The sequence below is a fragment of the Gallibacter sp. Marseille-QA0791 genome, assembly GCF_965119705.1.
GTDB classification, from domain to species: domain Bacteria; phylum Bacillota; class Clostridia; order Peptostreptococcales; family Anaerovoracaceae; genus Lentihominibacter; species Lentihominibacter excrementipullorum.
On sequence record NZ_CBCPMH010000001.1, the window covers coordinates 2,808,260 to 2,829,372 of the forward strand.

Below are 21,113 nucleotides of genomic sequence, written 5' to 3' on the forward strand. Positions count from 1 at the left end.
ATGGTGAATTACGAGGAAAAGATGCTGACGGTTCTGGCGGAAAAATACAGGAAGAGCAAAAAAGACAGCGGAACCAATGTGATCGTGAGGCGGACAAAACTGACTCCGTCTAAGCTTTATAAGGACTACAACCGTAACGACGGAGATATATTACAGATCGAAGCTGTAAATCAGGTGATCTTACGGTGCAGTGAAAAAGGTTTCGTGACCTACGAAACGGAAGGATTCAGCAACGAGATTGAGAACATCTATCTGGTGGATGAAAAGATAGAGGAAATCGAAAGCTATCTGGCGAAAAAGTACGGATATGAGCCGAAATCTGTAAAGCGCAAGCATGTGGAAAATTTGCTCTCTTTATATGGCGGACGCACTCCCGCGGCGGAACGGGAGTGCGGTAAGCTGCGCCGAGCTCTGGAAAAGAACAAAATTCCGTCCAAATATCATCAGACGGAAGATTTATTGAAAGCCCTTGTATTTATTGAGAATAATGAAAAAGAACTTTATTTGAGAGAAGCTTCTTTGTTGATATACGGTGACTCCAAATATCTGGAGGAGCATACGCTGACCGCTGTGTGTAATGCGCTTCGGGATCATCTCGACCGGCCCTGCGGCGAAACGGAATTGGAAGATGAGATACTCAGCGAATATCACATTGCCAGAGAAAAGCAGAAACTTTGCCTGAAGGGCGACATTATACTGCATATCCATGGGAAAGAACTGGACTTAGGGCGTCTATCAAACGGCATTGAATTTTTTGCGGATGAGATAGATAAAATCGGGCAAATACAGGTTCGAACGCCTTTTTTTACGACGGTAGAAAACTACACATCTTGGTTAAGATGCTGTGGGCAGGAAGAAAGTTTCTTTTATTTGGGTGGCTATGCCACTCGTTCTCAGCGGGGTTTTCTGAAGAAAATATATTATGATAACCCGTCTCTCACATATCGCCATTTTGGAGATATTGATGCCGGAGGCCTTTACATTCACGAACATTTATGTCGCGTGACCGGAATCCCGTTTCAGATGCATCTGATGTCGCGCGCGGAATTAGAGGATGTACGTTTTCAGTCCTGTCTGTGCTCCTTGTCAGATAATGACCGCTTGCGCCTCGAATCCTTGGAAAAACAGGAAGTATATCGAGACCTAACAGAATATATGCTGGAGCGCGGTGTGAAGCTGGAACAGGAAATCGTAAGCTACTACGAGTATTAAGCTTTTATAAGATGCGATGCACACTTGAATATTATATTTTTTGTTTCAGCGCCACCCCGATCAACCTGTCCGTCTGATCAGCCATAAACAGTGGAATGTTCAGCACATCGTCATCCAGCTTCAGATTATCCAGCGAAAACCGCACGCGGAGCTTGACCTGATCCGGGAACAGTTCTTTGAATTTTTTGAGGCTCTTGCAGGCAGTATTGGCTTCAGATTTGACTTCTATGGGGAAAATATCGTTTTCACGCTGAATCAGGAAATCCACTTCATAAGGAGGATTTGTCTGTGACCAGTATCGGGGAGTCATTTCAAACTGTGTAATCAGAGTCTGAAGTACGAAGTTTTCAGTTAATGCCCCTTTGAATTCAGTAAACAACCGATTACCCTCGCCAAAGGCAGTCGGCGCCAACTGTGCCAGTCGGCGGAGCAGCCCCACGTCTACCAGATAGATCTTAAAGGCGGAAAGATCATCATAGGCAGACACAGGCAGGCCAGGAGCAGTACTGCGGTAGATCTTATGAACCAGGCGGGCGTCCACCAGCCATTGTAAGGCATTCTCATATTCGCGGGCTCTTGCCCCTTCTTTGACGACTTTATAGATAAACTTTTTGTTTTCCCTCGCCAGCTGGGACGGGATCGACTTCCAGATCATTGAAATCTTGGGGAACTCGCTGATATTGGGGTGTTTGGCAAAGTCTCGCTCGTAGGCATCGATAATCCCGGACAAGGCTTCCTGCATGGCATCCACATCCCGTGCCTCTGTCCACATCTTGACGGGTTCCGGCATGCCGCCGGTCACATAGTACATCTTCAGCTTTTCATACAGAGGATTAAAGAAGGCGTCGGGAATCGGCTCAATAGTGTTGATCATTTCCAGATATTTTGCCAGATTTTCATCTCCGTTGGCCAGCAGGAATTCCGTAAAGGTCATGGGATCGATCTGCATGAAGTTGACTTTACCTACCGGGAAAGAAGATGGCTTTGCCAGGGCAATGCCCAGGAGGGAGCCGGCGCAGGCAATGTGATACTGGGGCGCATTCTCACAGAAGTACTTCATGGAGTTGATGACCTTAGGGCAATCCTGTATCTCGTCGAAAATGATGAGAGTTTTTTCCGGTATAATCTTTTGACCGCTCGCCAACATCAGATTCTGTAAAATCCGGTCCACATCTTTTGTAGTTTCAAAAAACTGCTTATACTCTTCATTTTCGTCAAAGTTGAAATAGGCAGTGCTTTCGTAATAGCGTTTGCCGAATTCCTTTAGGACCCAGGTCTTACCGACCTGACGCACACCTTTTAAAATCAGAGGCTTGCGATAGGGAGAATTCTTCCAGTTTAGCAGTTTCTTTAAAATAAATCTTTCCATATGTATACTCCATCACATTTTTATGAGATATTTGGTGTCTTTTGATCACACTTTTATTATATGAAAAAGCGATAAAAAATACAAGCTCATCATAAAATTATATATGTTTTGGTGTGTAGGTTTGTCAAACATATGTTACACCGTCATTTAAAAAATTAAGCAAGGTCTGTCTGGGAGAGAGCCATCCAAGAGGTCTCATGGGAAAGTCGTTGTATCGCCTGTTATGGACTTTGAGTTGTCTGCTGAAATCTTCGAATGAATAGAAGCGATGAGCTGCATAAAAGTACTCATTGTCTTTCCTGTGGGAGCGTTCTACTTTGCCGTTATGTCTGGGGGTGAAGGGCTTGATTTTACGATGTTGAATGTCAAGGTCTTTCAATTTTTTCTCAAACATCGTGAGATCATTGTCTGCCTTGCTGTTACCAAAACGTTTTGTGAACTCAAATCCATTATCCGTCTGGACGCATTGGACTTTGAAGGGGAAGGCTTTCAGCATATGCTCCAGAAATACTGCAGATGAATAAGTGGATGCTTCCTGAAAGGCTTCTACATAACGGAACCGCGAGAACTCGTCGATAGCGGTATACTGGTAGAATTTTTCTCCTTTCACATCGCCGACCATGCAGGAAGAAGGTACGTGCTTCACGTCGATCTGCACACGCTGACCGGGGTACAGCATCTGTTCATAAGGCTTAGGAGTGTATTTCGGGTTTGGAAGCTTTTGAGGAGCCATATCAAGCCTTTTGAGGACACGCCAAAGACCTGTGATGGAGCGTGAATAACCGCGCTGTGTAAGCTTAACCCAAAAGACGACCAGACCTGTGTGAGGGTTCCTCCTGCGCATATCCCGGATAAGTTTGAGCTCTTCGGGAGTATGCTGGTTGGGATGGGAATGAGGACGTCTGGAACGATCGCGCAGGGAATCCCAGGAGCCATCGTAGCGAGCTTTCCAACGATAGATATACTGACGGTTAGTCTTGTATTTGATAGCTGCTTTGGTGACTCCATAACGTTCAGCGTATTTAATAAGTGATAGACGGTATCTCATATCCTGTGTTATACTTGCCATGCGAGGATGCTCCTTTATGTATTTTTGTTTTGTGGTGATTCAAATATAACACAAAGTGAACCTATCCTCGCTTTTTATTTATTCACTTGTAACATATGTATTGTAATCCTACAATCATAAAATTATATATGTTTTGGTGTAATTTAATCACATTATCATTGAAAATCTCGAGCATGGCTGCTTATCAAGGGAGATACATCTTGACAGGGGGACGTATTTTCACTATAATACAGTAAATAAATTGACTGTAAATAAATAGATTGAAGGCGGTGGACTATGAACAAAGAAGATAGGAAAAACGCATATCTGTACTGCAAATTCAGAGATGAACAATTCGCCCTCTACGACGAATACGCGAAACGCAATGGCATGCTGATGAAGACTCTGCTGGTGGTCAACGTTCTCTTTTACGCAAAAGACGGGATGACTCAGACGGAGATATGCAGGAGGACTTTCCAGTCCAAACAGACCGTCAATCTTATCATCAAGAACCTGCTGTCCGACAACTACGTTACTGTCACCGAAGTGCCTGAAAACAAACGGAACAAGATCGTTCGGATGACAGAAGCAGGCCGGGCATATTGCGAAAAAGTCGTCAGACATATCACATGGGCGGAAGATACGGCGATGTCGATGCTTACGCCGGAGGAACAAAAGCAACTGATCAACCTTTCCAGAACCTTTACAAAAAATCTTACCATGCTGGTAAATCAGGAAACGGAAGAAATATAGAGATGGAATTTTACGAAGTCATCAATAAAAGGTGAATTTGTGTGGGAGTATTACGATGTCTGATGAAAGCAGAAAATTGCCGCTGATACGGGAAACTGCGGTAAAAAGCGTCATTACAAAGTCAAATCTGCCCGTATGCGAATACTCGGTCAATCCATATGTGGGCTGTACCCACGGCTGCCGGTATTGCTATGCGTCCTTCATGAAGCGTTTTACAGGTCATCAGGAGCCATGGGGGACCTTCCTGGACGTCAAGATGTGGCCGGAAATCAGGAACCCGGAGAAATACGCAGGCAGGGAACTGTTCATCAGCTCTGTGACCGACCCTTATCTGCCGCAGGAGGAGCAATACGGCCGTACGCGCGCGTTGCTGGAGCAGCTGAAGGGAAGCGGCGCCAGGATAAGCATTTCCACAAAGAGCGATCTTATACTGCGGGATCTGGACCTGATACGGACCTTCCCGCAGGCCCGCGTCTCATGGTCGATCAATACGCTGGACGAAAGCTTCAGGGAAGATATGGACAATGCGGTCAGCATCGAGCGGCGGCTTGCGGCCATGAAAATATTTCACCGGGCCGGCATCCGCACGACCTGTTTTGTCTCGCCCATATTCCCCGGAATCACCAATGTCAAAGCCATTATCCGCCGGGTAAAGGGACAGTGCAATCTGATATGGCTGGAAAATCTCAACCTGCGGGGAAGCTATAAGGCGGAAATCATGGATTACATACGGGAAAAGCACAGGAAACTGCTGCCTCTTTACCTGAAAATTTACAGGAAGGGAGACCGCACTTATTGGGAAACGCTGGACGCGGAGCTGAAGGCCTATGCCGCAGAAATCGGTCTCGACTATGTGACGAACGACGACAGTGTGAAGCGGTCATTCGATGCGTCGCCTGTGATCGTCAACTATTTTTATCACGAGAAAATCAAAAAATCAGCGAAGAAAGGTGGTGAAAGCCATGCCTGAACTGCCGGAAATAGAGACGGTAAAACGGATAATCGGACCGCAGATACGAGGGCTTGCGATAGAAAGTATCTCCGTCAGACGCCCGGAGGTCATCGCCCACCCTGCCGCCGACGAATTTTGCCGCCGCCTCAGGGGACAAACCTTTGACGCCACAACGCGCCGGGGAAAATTTCTCGTCATCCGGCTTGAAAGCGGCGATAAGGTCATCATCCATCTGCGGATGACCGGCTGCCTGCTGGTAACGCCGGCGGACTATCCGGAGGAAAAGCACACGCATATCGTTTTCCGTATGGATAACGGCAAGGCGCTGCGGTTTTCGGATACCCGCCGTTTCGGACGTCTCTGGCTGCTTCAAAAGGAGGAAGCGGATACATACAGCGGGATGGAAAGGCTAGGCAAGGAACCGCTTTCCCCGGATTTTACCGCGGAGTATCTGGCCTCGAAGCTGGGAAAACGAAAGAAAGCTGTCAAGGAATGCCTGATGGAGCAGGGAGCGATCGCCGGGATAGGGAACATCTATTCCGATGAAATACTGTTTGCAGCGGGGATATATCCGGCGCGACCGGCGAACAGCCTGACAGGAGAAGAGTGGGAACGCCTTGCCGAGGTCATCCCGGAGCGGCTGTCGTTCTTTATCCGAAAAAACGAAATATCTCCGGAAGAATATCTGGAAACAAAGGGCCGGGATTACCGCAACACGCCATTTTTACAGGTTTACGGTCACGAGGGAGAGCCGTGCCCGACATGCAAAACGTCGCTCTGCCGCATGGTTATCGGTGGGCGAAGCAGCACATATTGCCCCAGCTGCCAACAGGGGGATAAAGAATTCAACGAGTCCCGGAAAACAAAGGAGCAGACAGTATGAGAATAGAGGAAGTGAAAGTCAGGACACCTGATTTGCTGGAGCGGTTGCTGGAGGTATGGGAAAACTCCGTAAGAGCCACCCATCTGTTCCTGTCGGACGATGAAATCAGCAGCATAAAAGAATATGTGCCGCAGGCGTTGAAAGAGGTCGCCCATCTGATGATTGCGAAAGATGGCGCGGGCCGTCCGACAGCCTTCATGGGAGTGGAGAACGGGACATTGGAAATGCTGTTCATCGACCCGGAGGAGAGAGGAAAAGGGTTGGGAAAGTCTCTGGTACAGTATGGAATCAAAAACTGCGCGGTTGAGAGGCTGGCTGTAAATGAGCAGAACCCGCAGGCCAGGGGATTTTATGAACACATGGGCTTCAGGGTTTATGGGAGGACAGACCTCGATGAACAAGGCAATCCTTATCCTCTCCTGTATATGAGTCGCTGATGGTAATTGAAATTTCCGAAAACGGCAAAAATATGCTGTACGATGCAGAGGCTTGCTGGATTTATTGCCGGTAATATGGTATATTATAATATAGATTCATATGGTATTGGATTCGATTGATAACGGAGGAAAGCAGATGCGGTATCTTTCAGTTGCTGAAATAGCAAAAAAATGGAATATATCGGAACGCAGTGTGAGGAATTACTGCGCTCACGGGCGTGTGCCGGGTGCTTTTCTTACCGGAAAAACATGGAATATTCCTGAGGACGCGGAAAAACCGGAGCGCTTAAATAAAAAGAAGGAACATCCGCTTACACTGCTGGACATTTTGCAGGACCAAAAAGCGAGCAAATATTCCGGCGGTATTTACCATAAAACACAGATTGATTTAACGTATAACTCAAACCATATTGAAGGTAGCCGCCTGACCCATGAGCAGACCAGATATATTTTTGAAACCAATACCATTGGTGTGGAAAACGAAGTTCTCAACGTAGACGATGTGATCGAAACCGTAAATCATTTTCGATGTATCGATATGATCATCGACCATGCAAAGGCAGCTTTGACTGAGAAATTTATAAAGGAGCTTCATCTGATCTTAAAAAGCGGAACCAGCGATTCCGGAAAAGACTGGTTTGCATTGGGGGATTATAAAAAAATGCCTAATGAGGTTGGCGGTATGGAAACTGCTCTACCTGAAGAAGTTGCCGGCAAGATGAAAGCATTGTTGACAGAATATAACGCAAAAGAAGAAAAAACATTTGAAGGTATTCTGGATCTCCATGTAAAATTTGAGCGGATCCATCCGTTTCAGGACGGTAACGGTCGTGTGGGCAGGCTGATCATGTTCAGGGAATGTTTGAAATATAATATCGTGCCGTTCATTATTGAGGATAACCTGAAGATGTTTTACTATAGGGGATTAATGGAGTGGGACAATGAAAAAGGCTATCTGACAGACACATGTCTGGCGGCACAGGATAAATATAAAGCGTATTTGGATTATTTCAGGATCCCATATGAAGTCAGATGATATTCTGTTTGTAAAAACAGGAGGGGCAGTTGGAAAGTCTTATTTTGTGCAAGAAATCCCAGAAGAAGCCATGATTGTAGAACTGGTGATTCATCAGCCAGATAAAAATGTATCTGCCGGATTTTTTATATTGTTCCGATAATGCACCAAACATTATTCCGATAGCGTTGCTGTTATTCCGATAATGGGGTATATTATTATCTAAGCGAGGTGAAATACTTATGTATATATCAGTGAAACAGGCGGCAGAAAAGTGGAAAATTTCAGACAGAAGAGTACGAACCTTATGCTCAGAAGGAAAAATCCCGGGAGTTACCCGTGAAGGACGTAGCTGGAAGATACCGGAAGAGGCAAAGAAACCGGAGGATGGTCGATATAGGTCTGCGGAAAGCTTGTTAGAGGTGATCGACCGAAAGAAAGCGGAATTGGACACCAGGCGCCCATTGACAGAAGGAGAAATAGAGCGTTTTACAGAGGAATTTGTGGTGGAGTACACTTATAATTCCAATGCGATCGAAGGCAATACGCTGACCTTGCGGGAAACAGATATGGTGCTGCGTGGTCTCACCATTGATCAAAAACCTCTCAAAGACCATATGGAGGCGGTCGGCCATAAAGACGCTTTTTATTTTGTACGGGATCTGGTAAAGGAGCAGACGCCATTATCAGAGAGTGTGATAAAGCAGATTCATTATCTGGTGCTGGCGGATAAAAAGGATGACCGTGGAGTCTATAGAAAAGTTCCGGTAAGAATCATGGGGGCAAAACATGAGCCGGTACAGCCTTATCTCATTCAACCTAAGATGGAACAGTTGCTGGAAACTTATAGAATTAGCACCGAACATATCATTTCAAGGCTCGCATGGTTCCATATTGAATTTGAAGGCATTCATCCGTTTATAGACGGCAATGGCCGTACGGGGCGGCTGCTTGTAAATCTGGAACTGATGAAAGCGGGATATCCGCCGATTGATATTAAATTTACAGATCGGGTAGCCTACTATAAAGCCTTTGATGAATACCATACAAAGCACAATTCGAGAGCCATGGAGAAATTATTCGCAGGATATCTGAATGAAAGACTGGAGAGTTATTTGATCATGCTGAAAGAGTGAAGATCATGGCAGATCCTACTGCAAATAATTGCGATAACTCGCAAAAATTTTCACTAGAAGTTGTAGAATTCAGATTGAAGATGATGGAATGTACCATGTTCTGTTGGACGAGGAGCAGCTTTTAGGAGAGTTTGAATCTGTATTAAGCAGTTTTACGATGGGAAACGACGCTGAATACATCAGAAACATTCAGAAGGCCAATCGAAAAAATGGAGACGAGATGAGCTTTGTATTATTGTAGAATTTTGAGAGATCTTTTGTTATGATATAAATTGGGAAGACGGTTTCTACCCAGTTTAACCGGGAGAGTATTTGTATGTAAAATTTGAAATTGAGACATATATTCCATTGAGAAATGAGGAAATGTGATGGCTAATGAAAATGAAATCATTATATTTCAAGGAAAGATAAAAGTATCTCTTTGCCGGTTAAAATAGAAAATGAATCCGTTTGGTTGAATAGAAGCCAAATGGCAGAATTGTTTGGACGCGATGTAAAAACCATTGGAAAGCATATCAACAATGCCCTGAAAGAAGAATTATCCGAATAAAATTCCGTTGTCGCAAAATTTGCGACAACTGCTTCTGACAATAAAAAATATATGGTTGAACATTACAATTTAGATGTTATCATTTCAGCTACCACTTATTGCACTATTTGCCCGTGAATCTGCGTAGAGTTACGAAGATTAGCGTAGGTTTAGGGCAAAATATAAAAATTTGAAAAAGCGCCGGAGAACCCATAGTATCAAGGTTTAAAGGCTTTTGAAAGGATATAAAAGATATGATAAAAATACTTTTCGTGTGTCACGGCAGTACACCAATCAAAGTCCAGAACCCTTGATATTCCTTGACTTTTTGAACATTACAAAGGAAATTTACTACTAATTTACTACTTACTGATTGCCCTGTCGTGATATAAAGAAAAATAAATGAAACCGCAAAGGCGGCGTTTCCCACTTCCACCCCGGAAGAACAGGAACGCCGCTTTTTTTATGCCCTCATGTTACGCAGTAGGGGCAGAAAGAGCCTTGATATATAAGGCTTCCAGAGCGCGGAACCGGGGAAGCAAGGGAAAGATACCTTTTCCCTCAAAATCCGCGTTCTACTGCGTAACAAATCCACAGCAAAGGAGCTGATTAGCTATGGCAGTTTTCAGAGTGGAACGGAACACGGGATATACCGTAATGAGCAACCACCACTTACGCAACAAGGAGCTGACCTTAAAAGCAAAGGGCTTGTTGTCACAAATGCTTTCACTTCCCGAAGATTGGGACTATACCCTTGCGGGGCTGTCCCATATCAACCGGGAAAGTATCGACGCTATCCGTACCGCCGTTTGGGAACTTGAAAAAGCCGGATATATCACAAGGCGGCAGGGACGAGACGAGAAAGGCAAAATGACCGCCATTGAGTACACCATTTACGAGCAGCCACAGCCCCCGGAGTTGGAAAAGCCGATATTGGAAAAACCAACAGCGGGTAATCCGGTATTGGAAAATCCGACAACGGGAAATCCGACGTCGGAAAATCCAATGCAAATAATTAAAGAAGAACAAAAGACTAATCTATCAAAAAAAGAAAAACCAAATACAGATACACAAAGTACCCATTCCATTCCTATCCATTCCCCTGACCCCTCTCCTTTTGAGGGCGCGGCAGAGCCGCCGGAACAGAAACGAAAGGAACCGAACGACGCATACCGGGTATATGAGGAAATCATAAAAGACAATATCTGCTATGACATTCTCAAACAGGATATGCCCTACGACCATGACCGGATAGATGAAATCGTTGACCTTATCCTTGAAACAGTCTGCACAAAGCGCAGGACAATCCGTATCGCCGGGGACGACTACCCGGCAGAGCTTGTGAAGTCAAAGTTTATGAAACTGGACAGCGAACATATCCGGTTCGTCCTTGACTGTATGCGGGAGAACACCACGAAGATACGCAACATCAAGCAGTACCTACGGGCGGCACTGTTCAACGCGCCGTCCACTATCGGCAATTACTACACTTCCCTTGTCGCCCACGATATGGCAAGCGGCGCACTGGCTCCGCGAAAGCCCCAGTTTGGCGACCCGGACTATTATTCATGCAACGAGGGCGAAAGCCTTTAAACAACACAAGGAGGATTTTTTATGGCACAGAGAACCGGAGCATTGGTATTTGACGAGCTGACCGACCGTTACGACATTCGCTTTGACCTTTCCGACTACTACGGGGGCTTGCATTGCGGCGACTGTCTGGAAGTATTCGTAAGGGGGAAATGGAAGCCGACCCGTATGGAGTACGGGCAGAACTGGTATCTGGTAGGGGTACGCGCCGAGGACTTGAACGGGCTTAGGGTACGGATTTAATGAAAGCGGCAGGCACAGGGCAACCAGGAAACGACTGCCCTTTTTTTCTGCCCGGAAACGAAAGGAGGACGATAATTGCAGGAGGAAGTCAACGAAAAAGTGATTGTCCTGTCAATCAAGACCGGAAAACTGTCTGCGGAAGTGCTGCAAAAATCCATGAAATTCTTTCTCTCACAGGTAAAGAAGCAGGCAAACAAGCGGCAAATGCCCCACGGCAAGCAGACCCTAAAGCAGCTTATGAAGCAGAACGCAGGCGTTTCCAATATCGAAATCACGAAGGACAATATCAAAGCCTTTGAGAGTACCGCGAAGAAATACGGGATTGACTTTGCGCTGAAAAAGGACGCGACGGAAAGCCCGCCCCGGTACCTTGTTTTCTTTAAGGCGCGGGACGCTGACGCGCTGACCGCAGCCTTTAAGGAGTTTTCCGCAAAGAAGCTCTCACGGGAGCAGAAGCCCTCTATCCGAAAGGCATTAGCCGTTTTCCGGGATAAGGCGAAACAGCTCAATGCGAACCGGGAGAAAGTCAAGAACAAGGAAAGGGGGATTGACCGTTGAACAACATAGACTTGAAAAAGCTGATTATCCCGAATATCCCCTATCTGCTCTTTGTCTGGTTCTTTGACAAGGCAGCGCAGGCTTTTAGGCTTTCGCCGGGGGCTGACCTGTCGGAAAAGCTGCTTTCCCTTGGGACGGGATTTTCCGCAGCCTTTGGGGACGCCGCGCCGAGCTTACACCCTATGGACTTGCTTATCGGCGCAGCGGGGGCGGTGCTTATCCGGCTGATTGTCTATTTCAAAGGCAAGAACGCGAAGAAGTACCGGAAAGGCATGGAATACGGCTCTGCCCGTTGGGGAAATGCCGAAGATATTAAACCGTATGTAGACCCGGTATTTGAAAACAATGTCATTCTAACCCAGACCGAGCGGCTTATGATGAGCAGCCGCCCGAAGCAGCCAAAGTATGCAAGGAATAAAAATATCCTTGTAATCGGAGGTTCCGGCAGCGGCAAGACGAGGTTTTTCGTGAAGCCGAACCTAATGCAAATGCACAGCTCCTACGTTGTCACAGACCCGAAAGGAACCGTATTAGTTGAGTGCGGGCAGCTCTTACAGCGGGGCGGCTATAAGATAAAAGTGCTGAATACGATAAACTTCAAGAAAAGTATGCACTATAACCCGTTCGCCTATCTCCGCAGCGAGAAAGACATTCTGAAACTGGTAAATACCATAATCGCCAACACCAAAGGCGACGGGGAAAAATCCGGGGAGGATTTCTGGGTAAAGTCCGAACGGCTCTTTTACTGCGCCCTTATCGGCTATATCTGGTATGAAGCCCCGGAGGACGAGAAGAACTTTACGACGCTGCTTGAAATGATAAATGCGTCGGAAGCCCGCGAGGACGACCCGGAATTTCAGTCCCCGGTTGACCTCATGTTTGAACGACTGGAAGAAAAAGACCCGGAGCATTTTGCCGTCCGGCAGTACAAGAAATTCCTGTTAAGTGCGGGTAAGACACGTTCCTCAATCCTCATAAGCTGTGGGGCGCGGCTTGCCCCCTTTGACATACGGGAGCTACGGGAACTTCTGGAAACCGACGAAATGGAGCTTGACACACTGGGCGACCGGAAAACGGCACTGTTTGTTATCATCAGCGACACGGACGACACCTTTAACTTTATTGTGTCTATCCTTTACACGCAGCTTTTCAACTTGTTATGTGATAAAGCTGACGACGTGTACGGCGGGCGGCTGCCCGTCCATGTGAGGTGTCTGTTAGACGAGTTTGCAAATATCGGGCAGATACCAAAGTTTGAAAAGCTGATTGCCACTATAAGGAGCCGGGAAATTTCTGCTTCTATCATCTTGCAGAGCCAGTCACAGCTAAAGGCAATCTATAAGGACAACGCCGATACCATAGTCGGCAACTGCGACACCACCCTTTTCCTTGGTGGCAAGGAGAAAACCACACTGAAAGAAATGTCGGAGCTTTTGGGGAAAGAAACCATTGACAGCTTCAACACTTCCGAAACCAGAGGGCGGGAGCTGTCCCACGGGCTGAACTACCAGAAGTTAGGCAAGGAGCTTATGACACAGGACGAAATCGCCGTCATGGACGGCGGGAAATGTATCTTGCAGTTACGGGGTGTGCGCCCGTTCTTTTCGGACAAATTCGATATAACGAAGCACCCGAAATATAAGTACCTTTCCGACTACGACAAGAAGAACGCTTTTGATGTGGAACGGTACATGAAGCGCCGCCCCGCAATCGTGAAGCCGGACGAACCTTTCGACTGTTACGAAATCAGCGGAGTAGATTTGCAGGAGGACACACCATGAACAGACGTATCAGAAAGAAAAAAGCGAAGCAGCAACAGGAAATGATAGATAACTTTGTGGCGGCACTGGTAGAACTCAAAGAAGCCATAGACGCCGCAGAACGGGAATACTGGCGTAAATGGGCGGAGGAAAGCACACGGCAGTTTGCCGAAACCATTTTACGCCAGTGTGAACGCCGATACGGGAGAAAGGAGGAATTACAGCAACCGACTACATAACCATTGGTTACATGATACGCGCCCCTACTGGGAAATCCATGTTTCCCCACTCTTACAACTGAATACCGCTGCGCCGCAGAATTTCAAACGGCGCGGGGACTTATGACCGCGGCAGTTACCAAAACTGACCGCCGTTTTTTATGCCCTTTTTCGGGCAGCCGCTATTGCGGCAGGAAAGGAGAATTTCATGGAATTTTTCAACAGCGCAATCGAAGTTTTACAGACCCTTGTTATCGCACTGGGAGCCGGACTTGGTATCTGGGGAGTGATTAACCTCTTGGAGGGCTACGGAAACGACAACCCAGGGGCAAATGCTCATGTACGGTAAGGAAGCAAGCAACCGAAAACAAGAGATAGACCGCCAGCACTACACTATTCCGAACCAAAGACCAAAAGATAAGCATTGTGGGAAAATCTAAACTTTTGGATTTTCCTACAATGCCAACTACGGCGGAATCCCTCCCACTCCTTATATCTTTCTGTATACATTGAATTTGTATTTAGTAAAATGCAGACAACACCACGGATCGGCTTTTGGTTGGACAATTCCAACCAAACACCACAGCAGACAGCAGAAAACATTCTGAACGCTAGGAAGCCGGTATGATTGTTACATATAAGGGGAAGAAAAATTTCTTTTAGGTACTTGCTTTCCTAAAACTGATGTGATACAATGATTTAATCCAGAAAAGGAGTAAAAAATATGCGGCAAGGTATTCTTAAATAAAACTATAATCAAATAGTGGGAACAAAGGATTATGATAGCTCCTTTTGTAGGGGCTTAGTTTTTTGTACCCAATTTAAGAATACTTTTGCCTTATCAATTTTGACATATCCCCAAAAACAGCAATCACAAACAGGTGTATGCTGTATATGTGTATGTCCGCAACTTATAATCCCCAGTGGTAAAAGTATTTTACTGCTGGGGATTTTTATGCCCTTTGGGGCTGTAAAGGGAGGACAATCACATGAAAATAATCAATATTGGAATTCTTGCCCATGTAGACGCTGGAAAGACGACCTTGACGGAGAGCCTGCTATATGCCAGCGGAGCCATTTCAGAACCGGGGAGCGTCGAAAAAGGGACAACGAGGACGGACACCATGTTTTTGGAGCGGCAGCGTGGGATTACCATTCAAGCGGCAGTCACTTCCTTCCAGTGGCACAGATGTAAAGTTAACATTGTGGATACGCCCGGCCACATGGATTTTTTGGCGGAGGTGTACCGCTCTTTGGCTGTTTTAGATGGGGCCATCTTGGTGATCTCCGCTAAAGATGGCGTGCAGGCCCAGACCCGTATTCTGTTCCATGCCCTGCGGAAAATGAACATTCCCACCGTTATCTTTATCAACAAGATCGACCAGGCTGGCGTTGATTTGCAGAGCGTGGTTCAGTCTGTTCGGGATAAGCTCTCCGCCGATATTATCATCAAGCAGACGGTGTCGCTGTCCCCGGAAATAGTCCTGGAGGAAAATACCGACATAGAAGCATGGGATGCGGTCATCGAAAATAACGATGAATTATTGGAAAAGTATATCGCAGGAGAACCAATCAGCCGGGAAAAACTTGCGCGGGAGGAACAGCAGCGGGTTCAAGACGCCTCCCTGTTCCCAGTCTATCATGGCAGCGCCAAAAATGGCCTTGGCATTCAACCGTTGATGGATGCGGTGACAGGGCTGTTCCAACCGATTGGGGAACAGGGGGGCGCCGCCCTATGCGGCAGCGTTTTCAAGGTTGAGTACACCGATTGCGGCCAGCGGCGTGTCTATCTACGGTTATACAGCGGAACGCTGCGCCTGCGGGATACGGTGGCCCTGGCCGGGAGAGAAAAGCTGAAAATCACAGAGATGCGTATTCCATCCAAAGGGGAAATTGTTCGGACAGACACCGCTTATCAGGGTGAAATTGTTATCCTTCCCAGCGACAGCGTGAGGTTAAACGATGTATTAGGGGACCAAACCCGGCTCCCTCGTAAAAGGTGGCGCGAGGACCCCCTCCCCATGCTGCGGACGACGATTGCGCCGAAAACGGCAGCGCAAAGAGAACGGCTGCTGGACGCTCTTACGCAACTTGCGGATACTGACCCGCTTTTGCGTTGCGAAGTGGATTCCATCACCCATGAGATCATTCTTTCTTTTTTGGGCCGGGTGCAGTTGGAGGTTGTTTCCGCTTTGCTGTCGGAAAAATACAAGCTTGAAACAGTGGTAAAGGAACCCTCCGTCATTTATATGGAGCGGCCGCTCAAAGCAGCCAGCCACACCATCCATATCGAGGTGCCGCCCAACCCGTTTTGGGCATCCATAGGACTGTCTGTTACACCACTCTCGCTTGGCTCCGGTGTACAATACGAGAGCCGGGTTTCGCTGGGATACTTGAACCAGAGTTTTCAAAACGCTGTCAGGGATGGTATCCGTTACGGGCTGGAGCAGGGCTTGTTCGGCTGGAACGTAACGGACTGTAAGATTTGCTTTGAATACGGGCTTTATTACAGTCCGGTCAGCACGCCGGCGGACTTCCGCTCATTGGCCCCGATTGTATTGGAACAGGCATTGAAGGAATCGGGGACGCAGCTGCTGGAACCTTATCTCTCCTTCATCCTCTATGCGCCCCAGGAATACCTTTCCAGGGCTTATCATGATGCACCGAAATACTGTGCCACCATCGAAACGGCCCAGGTAAAAAAGGATGAAGTTGTCTTTACTGGCGAGATTCCCGCCCGCTGTATACAGGCATACCGTACTGATCTGGCCTTTTACACCAACGGGCGGAGCGTATGCCTTACAGAGCTGAAAGGATATCAGGCCGCTGTCGGTCAGCCGGTCATCCAGCCCCGCCGTCCAAACAGCCGCCTGGACAAGGTGCGCCATATGTTTCAGAAGGTAATGTAAAGATACATAATCGTCAAGACGGCAACAATCAGAAGTTATGGAGGGTAACAATGGAATATAGTAAGGAAGATTTAATGGAAGCAAAAAAGCAAATTTGGGGAGTGGGAGAGAACATGGGAACAGAGGAAAGTAAAAAAATCTGGGAGGAGAACGCACAATTTTGGGATAATGCAATGGGTGACGAATCTAATGAATTTCACAGAGAGGTAGTGCGTCCCAAAGTAACGGAACTTCTATCTCCTAATCCTGCGGATTACATTTTGGATATTGCGTGTGGCAATGGAAATTATTCTTCGTATCTTGCACAAAGAGGCGCTTCGGTTGTCGCTTTTGATTACAGCAAAAAAATGATAGAATTGGCTAAAAGACGGCAATCACAATATGCAAAACAAATTGAATTTTGTGTGGCGGATGCGACCGATAGAAAAAGTATATTAGAATTAAAAAGAAATCGAGCCTTTACGAAAGCAGTTTCTAATATGGCAATTATGGATATTACGGATATTGAACCACTTCTTATGGCTGTTTATGAACTGTTGCAGGAAAGCGGAATTTTTGTCTTTGCAACGCAACACCCTTGTTTTGTCACGTTGACTGAAAAATATATGACACCGCACAGTTACTATGATATAGCGATTGAAGGGCAACCGAAAGAGCAGATTTATTATCATCGTTCCATACAAGATATTTTTAACCTTTGTTTTAGAGCTGGATTTGTCATTGATGGATTTTATGAAGAATGTTTTAAAACCAACAAAGAAATTCCTATGGTAATGATAGTAAGGCTTAAGAAGGTAAAACGTGATAGCTTAAAATAAATTCAAGTTTGTCGGGTAAATAGCAAACCCAGCCGAGCCAGTCAACGGTCAAGATGAACGGCGCATATGCGCAGCCGTTGACAGCCCCGCCCGCCTTTGCTGGTAGGCAATCAAGGGGCGACAGCAAGAAGTGCCACCGCCCCGCACTATTATTCAGAAAGGGGAATTTCCATGACCGACCAGATAGCCTATCAAGAATATATCCAGCGCAGGTACAACGCCTTTTGCAAGACTGTTATCCGCTGTGCCGCCTTGGACAAGATTTTGAAGCTTAAACGGCAATGGGAACGGCAAGTTTCCCTTGACTATCTGATGAACGAGAAGTTTGTCCAGTTTGCCGCGTCGGAGCCGGACGAGGAATACCCATTTACCGTCTGCGGTCAGACCGTCCTGCTCTGCAACGCCGCCCTTGCCGACGCGATCTCTGTTTTGCCGGAGCAGACGCGGGAAGAAATCCTGCGCTATTACTTTCTGCGCCAGCCGCAGCGCGTGATCGGCGCGTGTATTGGCCGGTCACGCAGCACAGCGGGGCGGCATATCCAGCTTGCCTTGCAGCGGCTACGCGAAGAAATGGGGGTGAGCCGGTATGAGTAGACTTCTCCCCTATGAAACAATCCTCAAAGCCCGTGAGGGCGACCCAGAAGCCGTGAACGCTGTCCTGCTCCACTACGCCGGATATATCCGCTATTTCTCAAAAGTGAACGGGCAGGTCAACGCCGAGGTGGAGGACTATGTAAAGCAGCGGTTAATTGACTGTCAATTCAAGTTCCGGCTTGACGAACCACCGGACAAGTCATAAAAACTGAATACCAGCCGCCACCGACGCGGCCAGCGAAAGCAGTAAGTCTTGAAAAAGATTTACTGCTTTTTTTGTTGTCCGGCTCCGCTCCCGGCCATTTTGCCCCCTGCCGGTTGTAGTAGTAAGCGAGGAGGGAATTTTTCTGCCCTGGTGTTTGGCATTTGGAGCATTTACCCGTAGTAGAGGGCAAAGAGAAAGGATTTCTCCAACACCGGGTAGAAACCACTGCGTCCGGTGTCATTTTAGCGAAAGCGGGCAGGAATGCCCTTTACAGGATTAGTAGTAGCAGAAAAAGAGAAACAAACTTTTGTGGTTGCAGTTTTCCAAAAAAGTGGCGGACGGAAGTGAGAGAAAGTTTGCAGTCACGGAGAGCAAGTTTCTACCACGGTGCCAAAATCCGCAATTCTGCAGTTTTGCCCCTCGCGGGAAACTTGTTGGGGAGTGCCTTCCCCAAACCCTGCTCATGCGCCCTTACGGGCGAGAAAGGAGGTCACACCATGCGAAAGAAATACAACACGCCCCACCGCAGCCGCGTTGTGAAAACCCGGCTGTCCGAAGATGAGTATGCCGACTTCACAGCGCGGCTTGCGCCCTATGGTATCAGCCAGTCCGAATTTCTCCGGCAGGCGATACGGCGGGCGACCATACGCCCGGTTGTCCATGTGTCGTCGGTCAATGACGAGTTGCTTTCCGCTGTCGGGAAGCTGACAGCCGAGTACGGCAGGATCGGCGGCAACCTCAATCAGATTGCCCGGTATCTGAACGAATACGGCGTACCCTACAACACCCTTTCCGGCGAGGTACGCGCCGCCATATCCGACCTTGCCGTCCTCAAGTATGAAGTCCTCAAGAAAGTAGGTGACGCGGTTGGCAACACTCAAGCATATCAACTCTAAAAACGCCGACTACGGAGCCGCCGAGCAATATCTTCTCTTTGAGCATGACGAGTTTACCATGAAGCCCGTCCTTGATGAAACCGGCAGGCTTATCCCCCGCGAGGACTACCGGCTGTCCACGCTGAACTGCGACGGGGAGGATTTTGCCGTTGCGTGTATGCGGGCCAATCTCCGCTATCAGAAAAACCAGCGGCGGGAAGATGTGAAAAGCCACCACTACATCATCAGCTTTGACCCGCGGGACGGGCCGGACAACGGCCTGACCGTAGACCGGGCGCAGGCGTTGGGGGAACAATTCTGTAAAGAGCATTTTCCCGGCCACCAGGCCCTTGTCTGCACCCACCCGGACGGGCATAACCACAGCGGCAACATTCATGTGCATATCGTCATAAACAGCCTGCGGATTGAGGAAGTGCCGTTCCTGCCCTACATGGACAGGCCGGCCGATACGAAAGTCGGCTGCAAGCACCGATGTACCGACGCTGCCCTGCGCTACTTCAAATCCGAAGTCATGGAGATGTGCCACCGGGAGGGGCTTTATCAAATCGACCTCTTGAACGGCAGCAAGAACCGCGTCACCGACCGGGAGTATTGGGCGCAGAAAAAGGGACAGGCCGCGCTGGACAAGCAGAACGCCCCCATGATTGCCGATAGTATCACGCCCCGGCAGACCAAGTTTGAAACGAACAAGGAGAAGCTGCGGCAGACCCTACGGAAAGCCCTTGCCACCGCCGCCAGCTTTGACGAGTTTTCCTCTCTGTTGCTGCAGGAGGGTGTGACCGTCAAGGAGAGCCGGGGGCGGCTTTCCTACCTCACGCCGGACAGGACAAAGCCAATTACCGCCCGGAAGCTGGGCGACGATTTTGACCGCGCCGCTGTCTTTGCCGTTTTAGAGCAAAACGCCGCCAGAGCAGCCGAAGCGCCAGCCAGATCCCCCGATCCCCCACGCACCATAAAAGACCGCTTGCAGGTTGCCAGAGCCGAGATAGCCGCCCCGAAACAGGACGGAGTGCAGCGGCTTGTGGACATTGAGCAGAAAATGGCCGAGGGCAAAGGCCGGGGCTATGAACGCTGGGCGAAGATACACAATCTGAAGCAGGCCGCCAAAACGCTGTCCGTCTACCAGCAATACGGCTTTACTTCCCCGGAGCAGTTAGAAGCCGCCGTTGACACCGCCTATCAGAAAATGCGCCAGACCAGCGGCGAACTGAAAGCACTGGAAACGAAGCTGCAAGGGAAAAAGAAGTTGCAGCGGCAGGTGTTGGCCTACGCCCAGACCAAGGCCGCCCGCGACGGGCTGCGGGCACAGAAATCCGAGAAAGCCCGCGCCGCATACCGGCAGGCCCATGAGAGCGATTTTATCATAGCCGACGCAGCAGCCCGGTATTTCAAGGCGCATGGCATTACCAAGCTGCCCGCCCGGAAAGCGTTGCAGGCCGAGATCGAGCAGCTTATCTCCGAGAAAGACGGCCTGTATAACACCTATCACGAACAGAAACAGCGGTTCAAGGAGTTGCAGACCGTCAAGCGGAACATCGACCAGATTTTGCGCCGGGACGAGCCGCACCGCAGAAAGGAGCAGAGCCATGAGCGATAACCTGCCCCACATGGACTACCGCCAGCACCGGCGGGCGCGGCGGCTGGTACATGAGTGCTGTAACTACGATGAGGGGAACTGCCTGCTATTGGACGACGGGGAGCCTTGCGTGTGCGTCCAGAGCATTTCCTTTTCCCTCATGTGCCACTGGTTCCGTGTGGCTGTCCTGCCCCTTGACGGGGAGCTGGCCGCAGCCCTCTTGTGCCGGGGAAGCCGGAAACGGTGTGCCGTCTGCGGGGCGGCCTTTGTCCCCAAATCCAACCGGGGAAAATACTGCCCCGACTGCGCCGGGCGCATGAAGAAAATCAAAGCCGCCGAGAGAAAGCGGAAACAAAGGCAGAGATGTCACGCTTTAGAGCCTTTCAAACCCGCATAAATCAAGGCTTTTTTC

The 21,113-nt window shown here is 48.2% G+C and carries 22 protein-coding genes and 1 pseudogene; 21 read left to right on the plus strand and 2 right to left on the minus strand.

The window, feature by feature from the left end; all coding sequences use genetic code 11:
* Window positions 1-1,212 carry a Wadjet anti-phage system protein JetD domain-containing protein gene (locus ACQY69_RS12990; RefSeq protein WP_428260950.1) on the plus strand — a complete coding sequence of 404 codons (1,212 nt, stop codon included), beginning with the start codon at window positions 1-3 and terminating at the stop codon, window positions 1,210-1,212.
* A gap of 31 nt (window positions 1,213-1,243) precedes the next feature.
* Here ACQY69_RS12990 and ACQY69_RS12995 read toward each other — a convergent pair whose 3' ends face one another.
* Together ACQY69_RS12995 and ACQY69_RS13000 are read right to left on the minus strand one after the other, a co-directional pair.
* Window positions 1,244-2,581 carry an ATP-binding protein gene (locus ACQY69_RS12995; RefSeq protein ID WP_412118499.1) on the minus strand — a complete coding sequence of 446 codons (1,338 nt, stop codon included), beginning with the start codon at window positions 2,579-2,581 and terminating at the stop codon, window positions 1,244-1,246.
* A gap of 124 nt (window positions 2,582-2,705) precedes the next feature.
* A complete protein-coding gene (locus tag ACQY69_RS13000) occupies window positions 2,706-3,650 on the minus strand; it encodes a DDE-type integrase/transposase/recombinase (RefSeq protein ID WP_428260286.1) in 945 nt (314 codons plus the stop codon).
* 276 nt (window positions 3,651-3,926) lie between these two features.
* On the opposite strand from ACQY69_RS13000, the gene ACQY69_RS13005 reads away from it, so the two are divergent.
* From ACQY69_RS13005 to ACQY69_RS13100, 20 genes and pseudogenes are all read left to right on the plus strand, one after another.
* Window positions 3,927-4,382: a MarR family winged helix-turn-helix transcriptional regulator gene (locus tag ACQY69_RS13005; protein WP_428260952.1), complete on the plus strand. Its 456-nt coding sequence runs from the start codon at window positions 3,927-3,929 to the stop codon at window positions 4,380-4,382.
* A gap of 55 nt (window positions 4,383-4,437) precedes the next feature.
* Entirely contained in the window at window positions 4,438-5,352 is a 915-nt protein-coding gene (locus ACQY69_RS13010) for a radical SAM mobile pair protein B (protein WP_428260954.1), read from the plus strand.
* Window positions 5,345-6,217, plus strand: a complete 873-nt coding sequence (mutM, locus tag ACQY69_RS13015) for a bifunctional DNA-formamidopyrimidine glycosylase/DNA-(apurinic or apyrimidinic site) lyase (protein WP_428260955.1) — start codon at window positions 5,345-5,347, stop codon at window positions 6,215-6,217. Before ACQY69_RS13010 ends, mutM begins: the two co-directional genes overlap by 8 nt.
* On the plus strand, window positions 6,214-6,654 hold the full coding sequence (locus tag ACQY69_RS13020) for an acetyltransferase (protein WP_428260957.1): 441 nt from the start codon (window positions 6,214-6,216) through the stop codon (window positions 6,652-6,654). Before mutM ends, ACQY69_RS13020 begins: the two co-directional genes overlap by 4 nt.
* A gap of 136 nt (window positions 6,655-6,790) precedes the next feature.
* Entirely contained in the window at window positions 6,791-7,690 is a 900-nt protein-coding gene (locus ACQY69_RS13025) for a Fic family protein (RefSeq protein ID WP_428260958.1), read from the plus strand.
* The gene (locus tag ACQY69_RS13030; protein WP_428260960.1) at window positions 7,677-7,832 is read left to right on the plus strand and encodes a hypothetical protein; all 156 of its coding nucleotides are present in this window, start codon (window positions 7,677-7,679) and stop codon (window positions 7,830-7,832) included. Before ACQY69_RS13025 ends, ACQY69_RS13030 begins: the two co-directional genes overlap by 14 nt.
* A gap of 79 nt (window positions 7,833-7,911) precedes the next feature.
* The gene (locus ACQY69_RS13035) at window positions 7,912-8,805 is read left to right on the plus strand and encodes a Fic family protein (RefSeq protein ID WP_428260961.1); all 894 of its coding nucleotides are present in this window, start codon (window positions 7,912-7,914) and stop codon (window positions 8,803-8,805) included.
* Window positions 8,806-9,949: 1,144 nt separating this feature from the next.
* A complete protein-coding gene (locus ACQY69_RS13040; protein WP_428260963.1) occupies window positions 9,950-10,927 on the plus strand; it encodes a DUF6017 domain-containing protein in 978 nt (325 codons plus the stop codon).
* 21 nt (window positions 10,928-10,948) lie between these two features.
* Window positions 10,949-11,167, plus strand: a complete 219-nt coding sequence (locus tag ACQY69_RS13045) for a DUF5348 domain-containing protein (RefSeq protein WP_087164009.1) — start codon at window positions 10,949-10,951, stop codon at window positions 11,165-11,167.
* Window positions 11,168-11,242: 75 nt separating this feature from the next.
* Window positions 11,243-11,725 carry a PcfB family protein gene (locus ACQY69_RS13050; protein WP_428260965.1) on the plus strand — a complete coding sequence of 161 codons (483 nt, stop codon included), beginning with the start codon at window positions 11,243-11,245 and terminating at the stop codon, window positions 11,723-11,725.
* Complete coding sequence (locus ACQY69_RS13055) at window positions 11,722-13,506, plus strand: VirD4-like conjugal transfer protein, CD1115 family (RefSeq protein ID WP_428260966.1); 1,785 nt, start codon at window positions 11,722-11,724, stop codon at window positions 13,504-13,506. Before ACQY69_RS13050 ends, ACQY69_RS13055 begins: the two co-directional genes overlap by 4 nt.
* Window positions 13,503-13,724, plus strand: coding sequence for a hypothetical protein (locus ACQY69_RS13060; RefSeq protein ID WP_428260968.1), 222 nt, complete (start codon window positions 13,503-13,505; stop codon window positions 13,722-13,724). The genes ACQY69_RS13055 and ACQY69_RS13060 overlap by 4 nt, the downstream gene beginning before the upstream one ends.
* Before the next feature lie 187 nt (window positions 13,725-13,911).
* A pseudogene (locus tag ACQY69_RS13065) lies at window positions 13,912-14,040 on the plus strand (Maff2 family mobile element protein); the annotation flags it as partial.
* Window positions 14,041-14,692: 652 nt separating this feature from the next.
* Window positions 14,693-16,612: a tetracycline resistance ribosomal protection protein Tet(W) gene (tet(W), locus tag ACQY69_RS13070; RefSeq protein WP_002586627.1), complete on the plus strand. Its 1,920-nt coding sequence runs from the start codon at window positions 14,693-14,695 to the stop codon at window positions 16,610-16,612.
* 50 nt (window positions 16,613-16,662) lie between these two features.
* Window positions 16,663-17,430 (plus strand): class I SAM-dependent methyltransferase, encoded by a 768-nt coding sequence (locus ACQY69_RS13075; protein ID WP_002586626.1) that lies wholly within the window; start codon window positions 16,663-16,665, stop codon window positions 17,428-17,430.
* A 171-nt stretch (window positions 17,431-17,601) separates the two neighbouring features.
* A complete protein-coding gene (locus ACQY69_RS13080; protein WP_002586616.1) occupies window positions 17,602-18,024 on the plus strand; it encodes a sigma-70 family RNA polymerase sigma factor in 423 nt (140 codons plus the stop codon).
* The gene (locus ACQY69_RS13085) at window positions 18,017-18,229 is read left to right on the plus strand and encodes a helix-turn-helix domain-containing protein (RefSeq protein ID WP_002586615.1); all 213 of its coding nucleotides are present in this window, start codon (window positions 18,017-18,019) and stop codon (window positions 18,227-18,229) included. Before ACQY69_RS13080 ends, ACQY69_RS13085 begins: the two co-directional genes overlap by 8 nt.
* Before the next feature lie 497 nt (window positions 18,230-18,726).
* Window positions 18,727-19,125: a plasmid mobilization protein gene (locus tag ACQY69_RS13090; RefSeq protein WP_002596229.1), complete on the plus strand. Its 399-nt coding sequence runs from the start codon at window positions 18,727-18,729 to the stop codon at window positions 19,123-19,125.
* Window positions 19,097-20,722 carry a relaxase/mobilization nuclease domain-containing protein gene (locus ACQY69_RS13095; protein WP_002596230.1) on the plus strand — a complete coding sequence of 542 codons (1,626 nt, stop codon included), beginning with the start codon at window positions 19,097-19,099 and terminating at the stop codon, window positions 20,720-20,722. Before ACQY69_RS13090 ends, ACQY69_RS13095 begins: the two co-directional genes overlap by 29 nt.
* A 10-nt stretch (window positions 20,723-20,732) precedes the next feature.
* Window positions 20,733-21,098 carry a cysteine-rich VLP domain-containing protein gene (locus tag ACQY69_RS13100; RefSeq protein ID WP_425386754.1) on the plus strand — a complete coding sequence of 122 codons (366 nt, stop codon included), beginning with the start codon at window positions 20,733-20,735 and terminating at the stop codon, window positions 21,096-21,098.
* Window positions 21,099-21,113 lie beyond the last annotated feature (15 nt).

Bases quoted from the DNA above. Each gene is read 5' to 3' on its own strand.
- ACQY69_RS12990 (WP_428260950.1), top strand. From the start codon at position 1: ATGGTGAATTACGAGGAAAAGATGCTGACGGTTCTGGCGGAAAAATAC.
- ACQY69_RS12995 (WP_412118499.1), bottom strand. From the start codon at position 2,581: ATGGAAAGATTTATTTTAAAGAAACTGCTAAACTGGAAGAATTCTCCC.
- ACQY69_RS13000 (WP_428260286.1), bottom strand. From the start codon at position 3,650: ATGGCAAGTATAACACAGGATATGAGATACCGTCTATCACTTATTAAA.
- ACQY69_RS13005 (WP_428260952.1), top strand. From the start codon at position 3,927: ATGAACAAAGAAGATAGGAAAAACGCATATCTGTACTGCAAATTCAGA.
- ACQY69_RS13010 (WP_428260954.1), top strand. From the start codon at position 4,438: ATGTCTGATGAAAGCAGAAAATTGCCGCTGATACGGGAAACTGCGGTA.
- mutM (WP_428260955.1), top strand. From the start codon at position 5,345: ATGCCTGAACTGCCGGAAATAGAGACGGTAAAACGGATAATCGGACCG.
- ACQY69_RS13020 (WP_428260957.1), top strand. From the start codon at position 6,214: ATGAGAATAGAGGAAGTGAAAGTCAGGACACCTGATTTGCTGGAGCGG.
- ACQY69_RS13025 (WP_428260958.1), top strand. From the start codon at position 6,791: ATGCGGTATCTTTCAGTTGCTGAAATAGCAAAAAAATGGAATATATCG.
- ACQY69_RS13030 (WP_428260960.1), top strand. From the start codon at position 7,677: ATGAAGTCAGATGATATTCTGTTTGTAAAAACAGGAGGGGCAGTTGGA.
- ACQY69_RS13035 (WP_428260961.1), top strand. From the start codon at position 7,912: ATGTATATATCAGTGAAACAGGCGGCAGAAAAGTGGAAAATTTCAGAC.
- ACQY69_RS13040 (WP_428260963.1), top strand. From the start codon at position 9,950: ATGGCAGTTTTCAGAGTGGAACGGAACACGGGATATACCGTAATGAGC.
- ACQY69_RS13045 (WP_087164009.1), top strand. From the start codon at position 10,949: ATGGCACAGAGAACCGGAGCATTGGTATTTGACGAGCTGACCGACCGT.
- ACQY69_RS13060 (WP_428260968.1), top strand. From the start codon at position 13,503: ATGAACAGACGTATCAGAAAGAAAAAAGCGAAGCAGCAACAGGAAATG.
- ACQY69_RS13075 (WP_002586626.1), top strand. From the start codon at position 16,663: ATGGAATATAGTAAGGAAGATTTAATGGAAGCAAAAAAGCAAATTTGG.
- ACQY69_RS13080 (WP_002586616.1), top strand. From the start codon at position 17,602: ATGACCGACCAGATAGCCTATCAAGAATATATCCAGCGCAGGTACAAC.
- ACQY69_RS13085 (WP_002586615.1), top strand. From the start codon at position 18,017: ATGAGTAGACTTCTCCCCTATGAAACAATCCTCAAAGCCCGTGAGGGC.
- ACQY69_RS13090 (WP_002596229.1), top strand. From the start codon at position 18,727: ATGCGAAAGAAATACAACACGCCCCACCGCAGCCGCGTTGTGAAAACC.
- ACQY69_RS13100 (WP_425386754.1), top strand. From the start codon at position 20,733: ATGGACTACCGCCAGCACCGGCGGGCGCGGCGGCTGGTACATGAGTGC.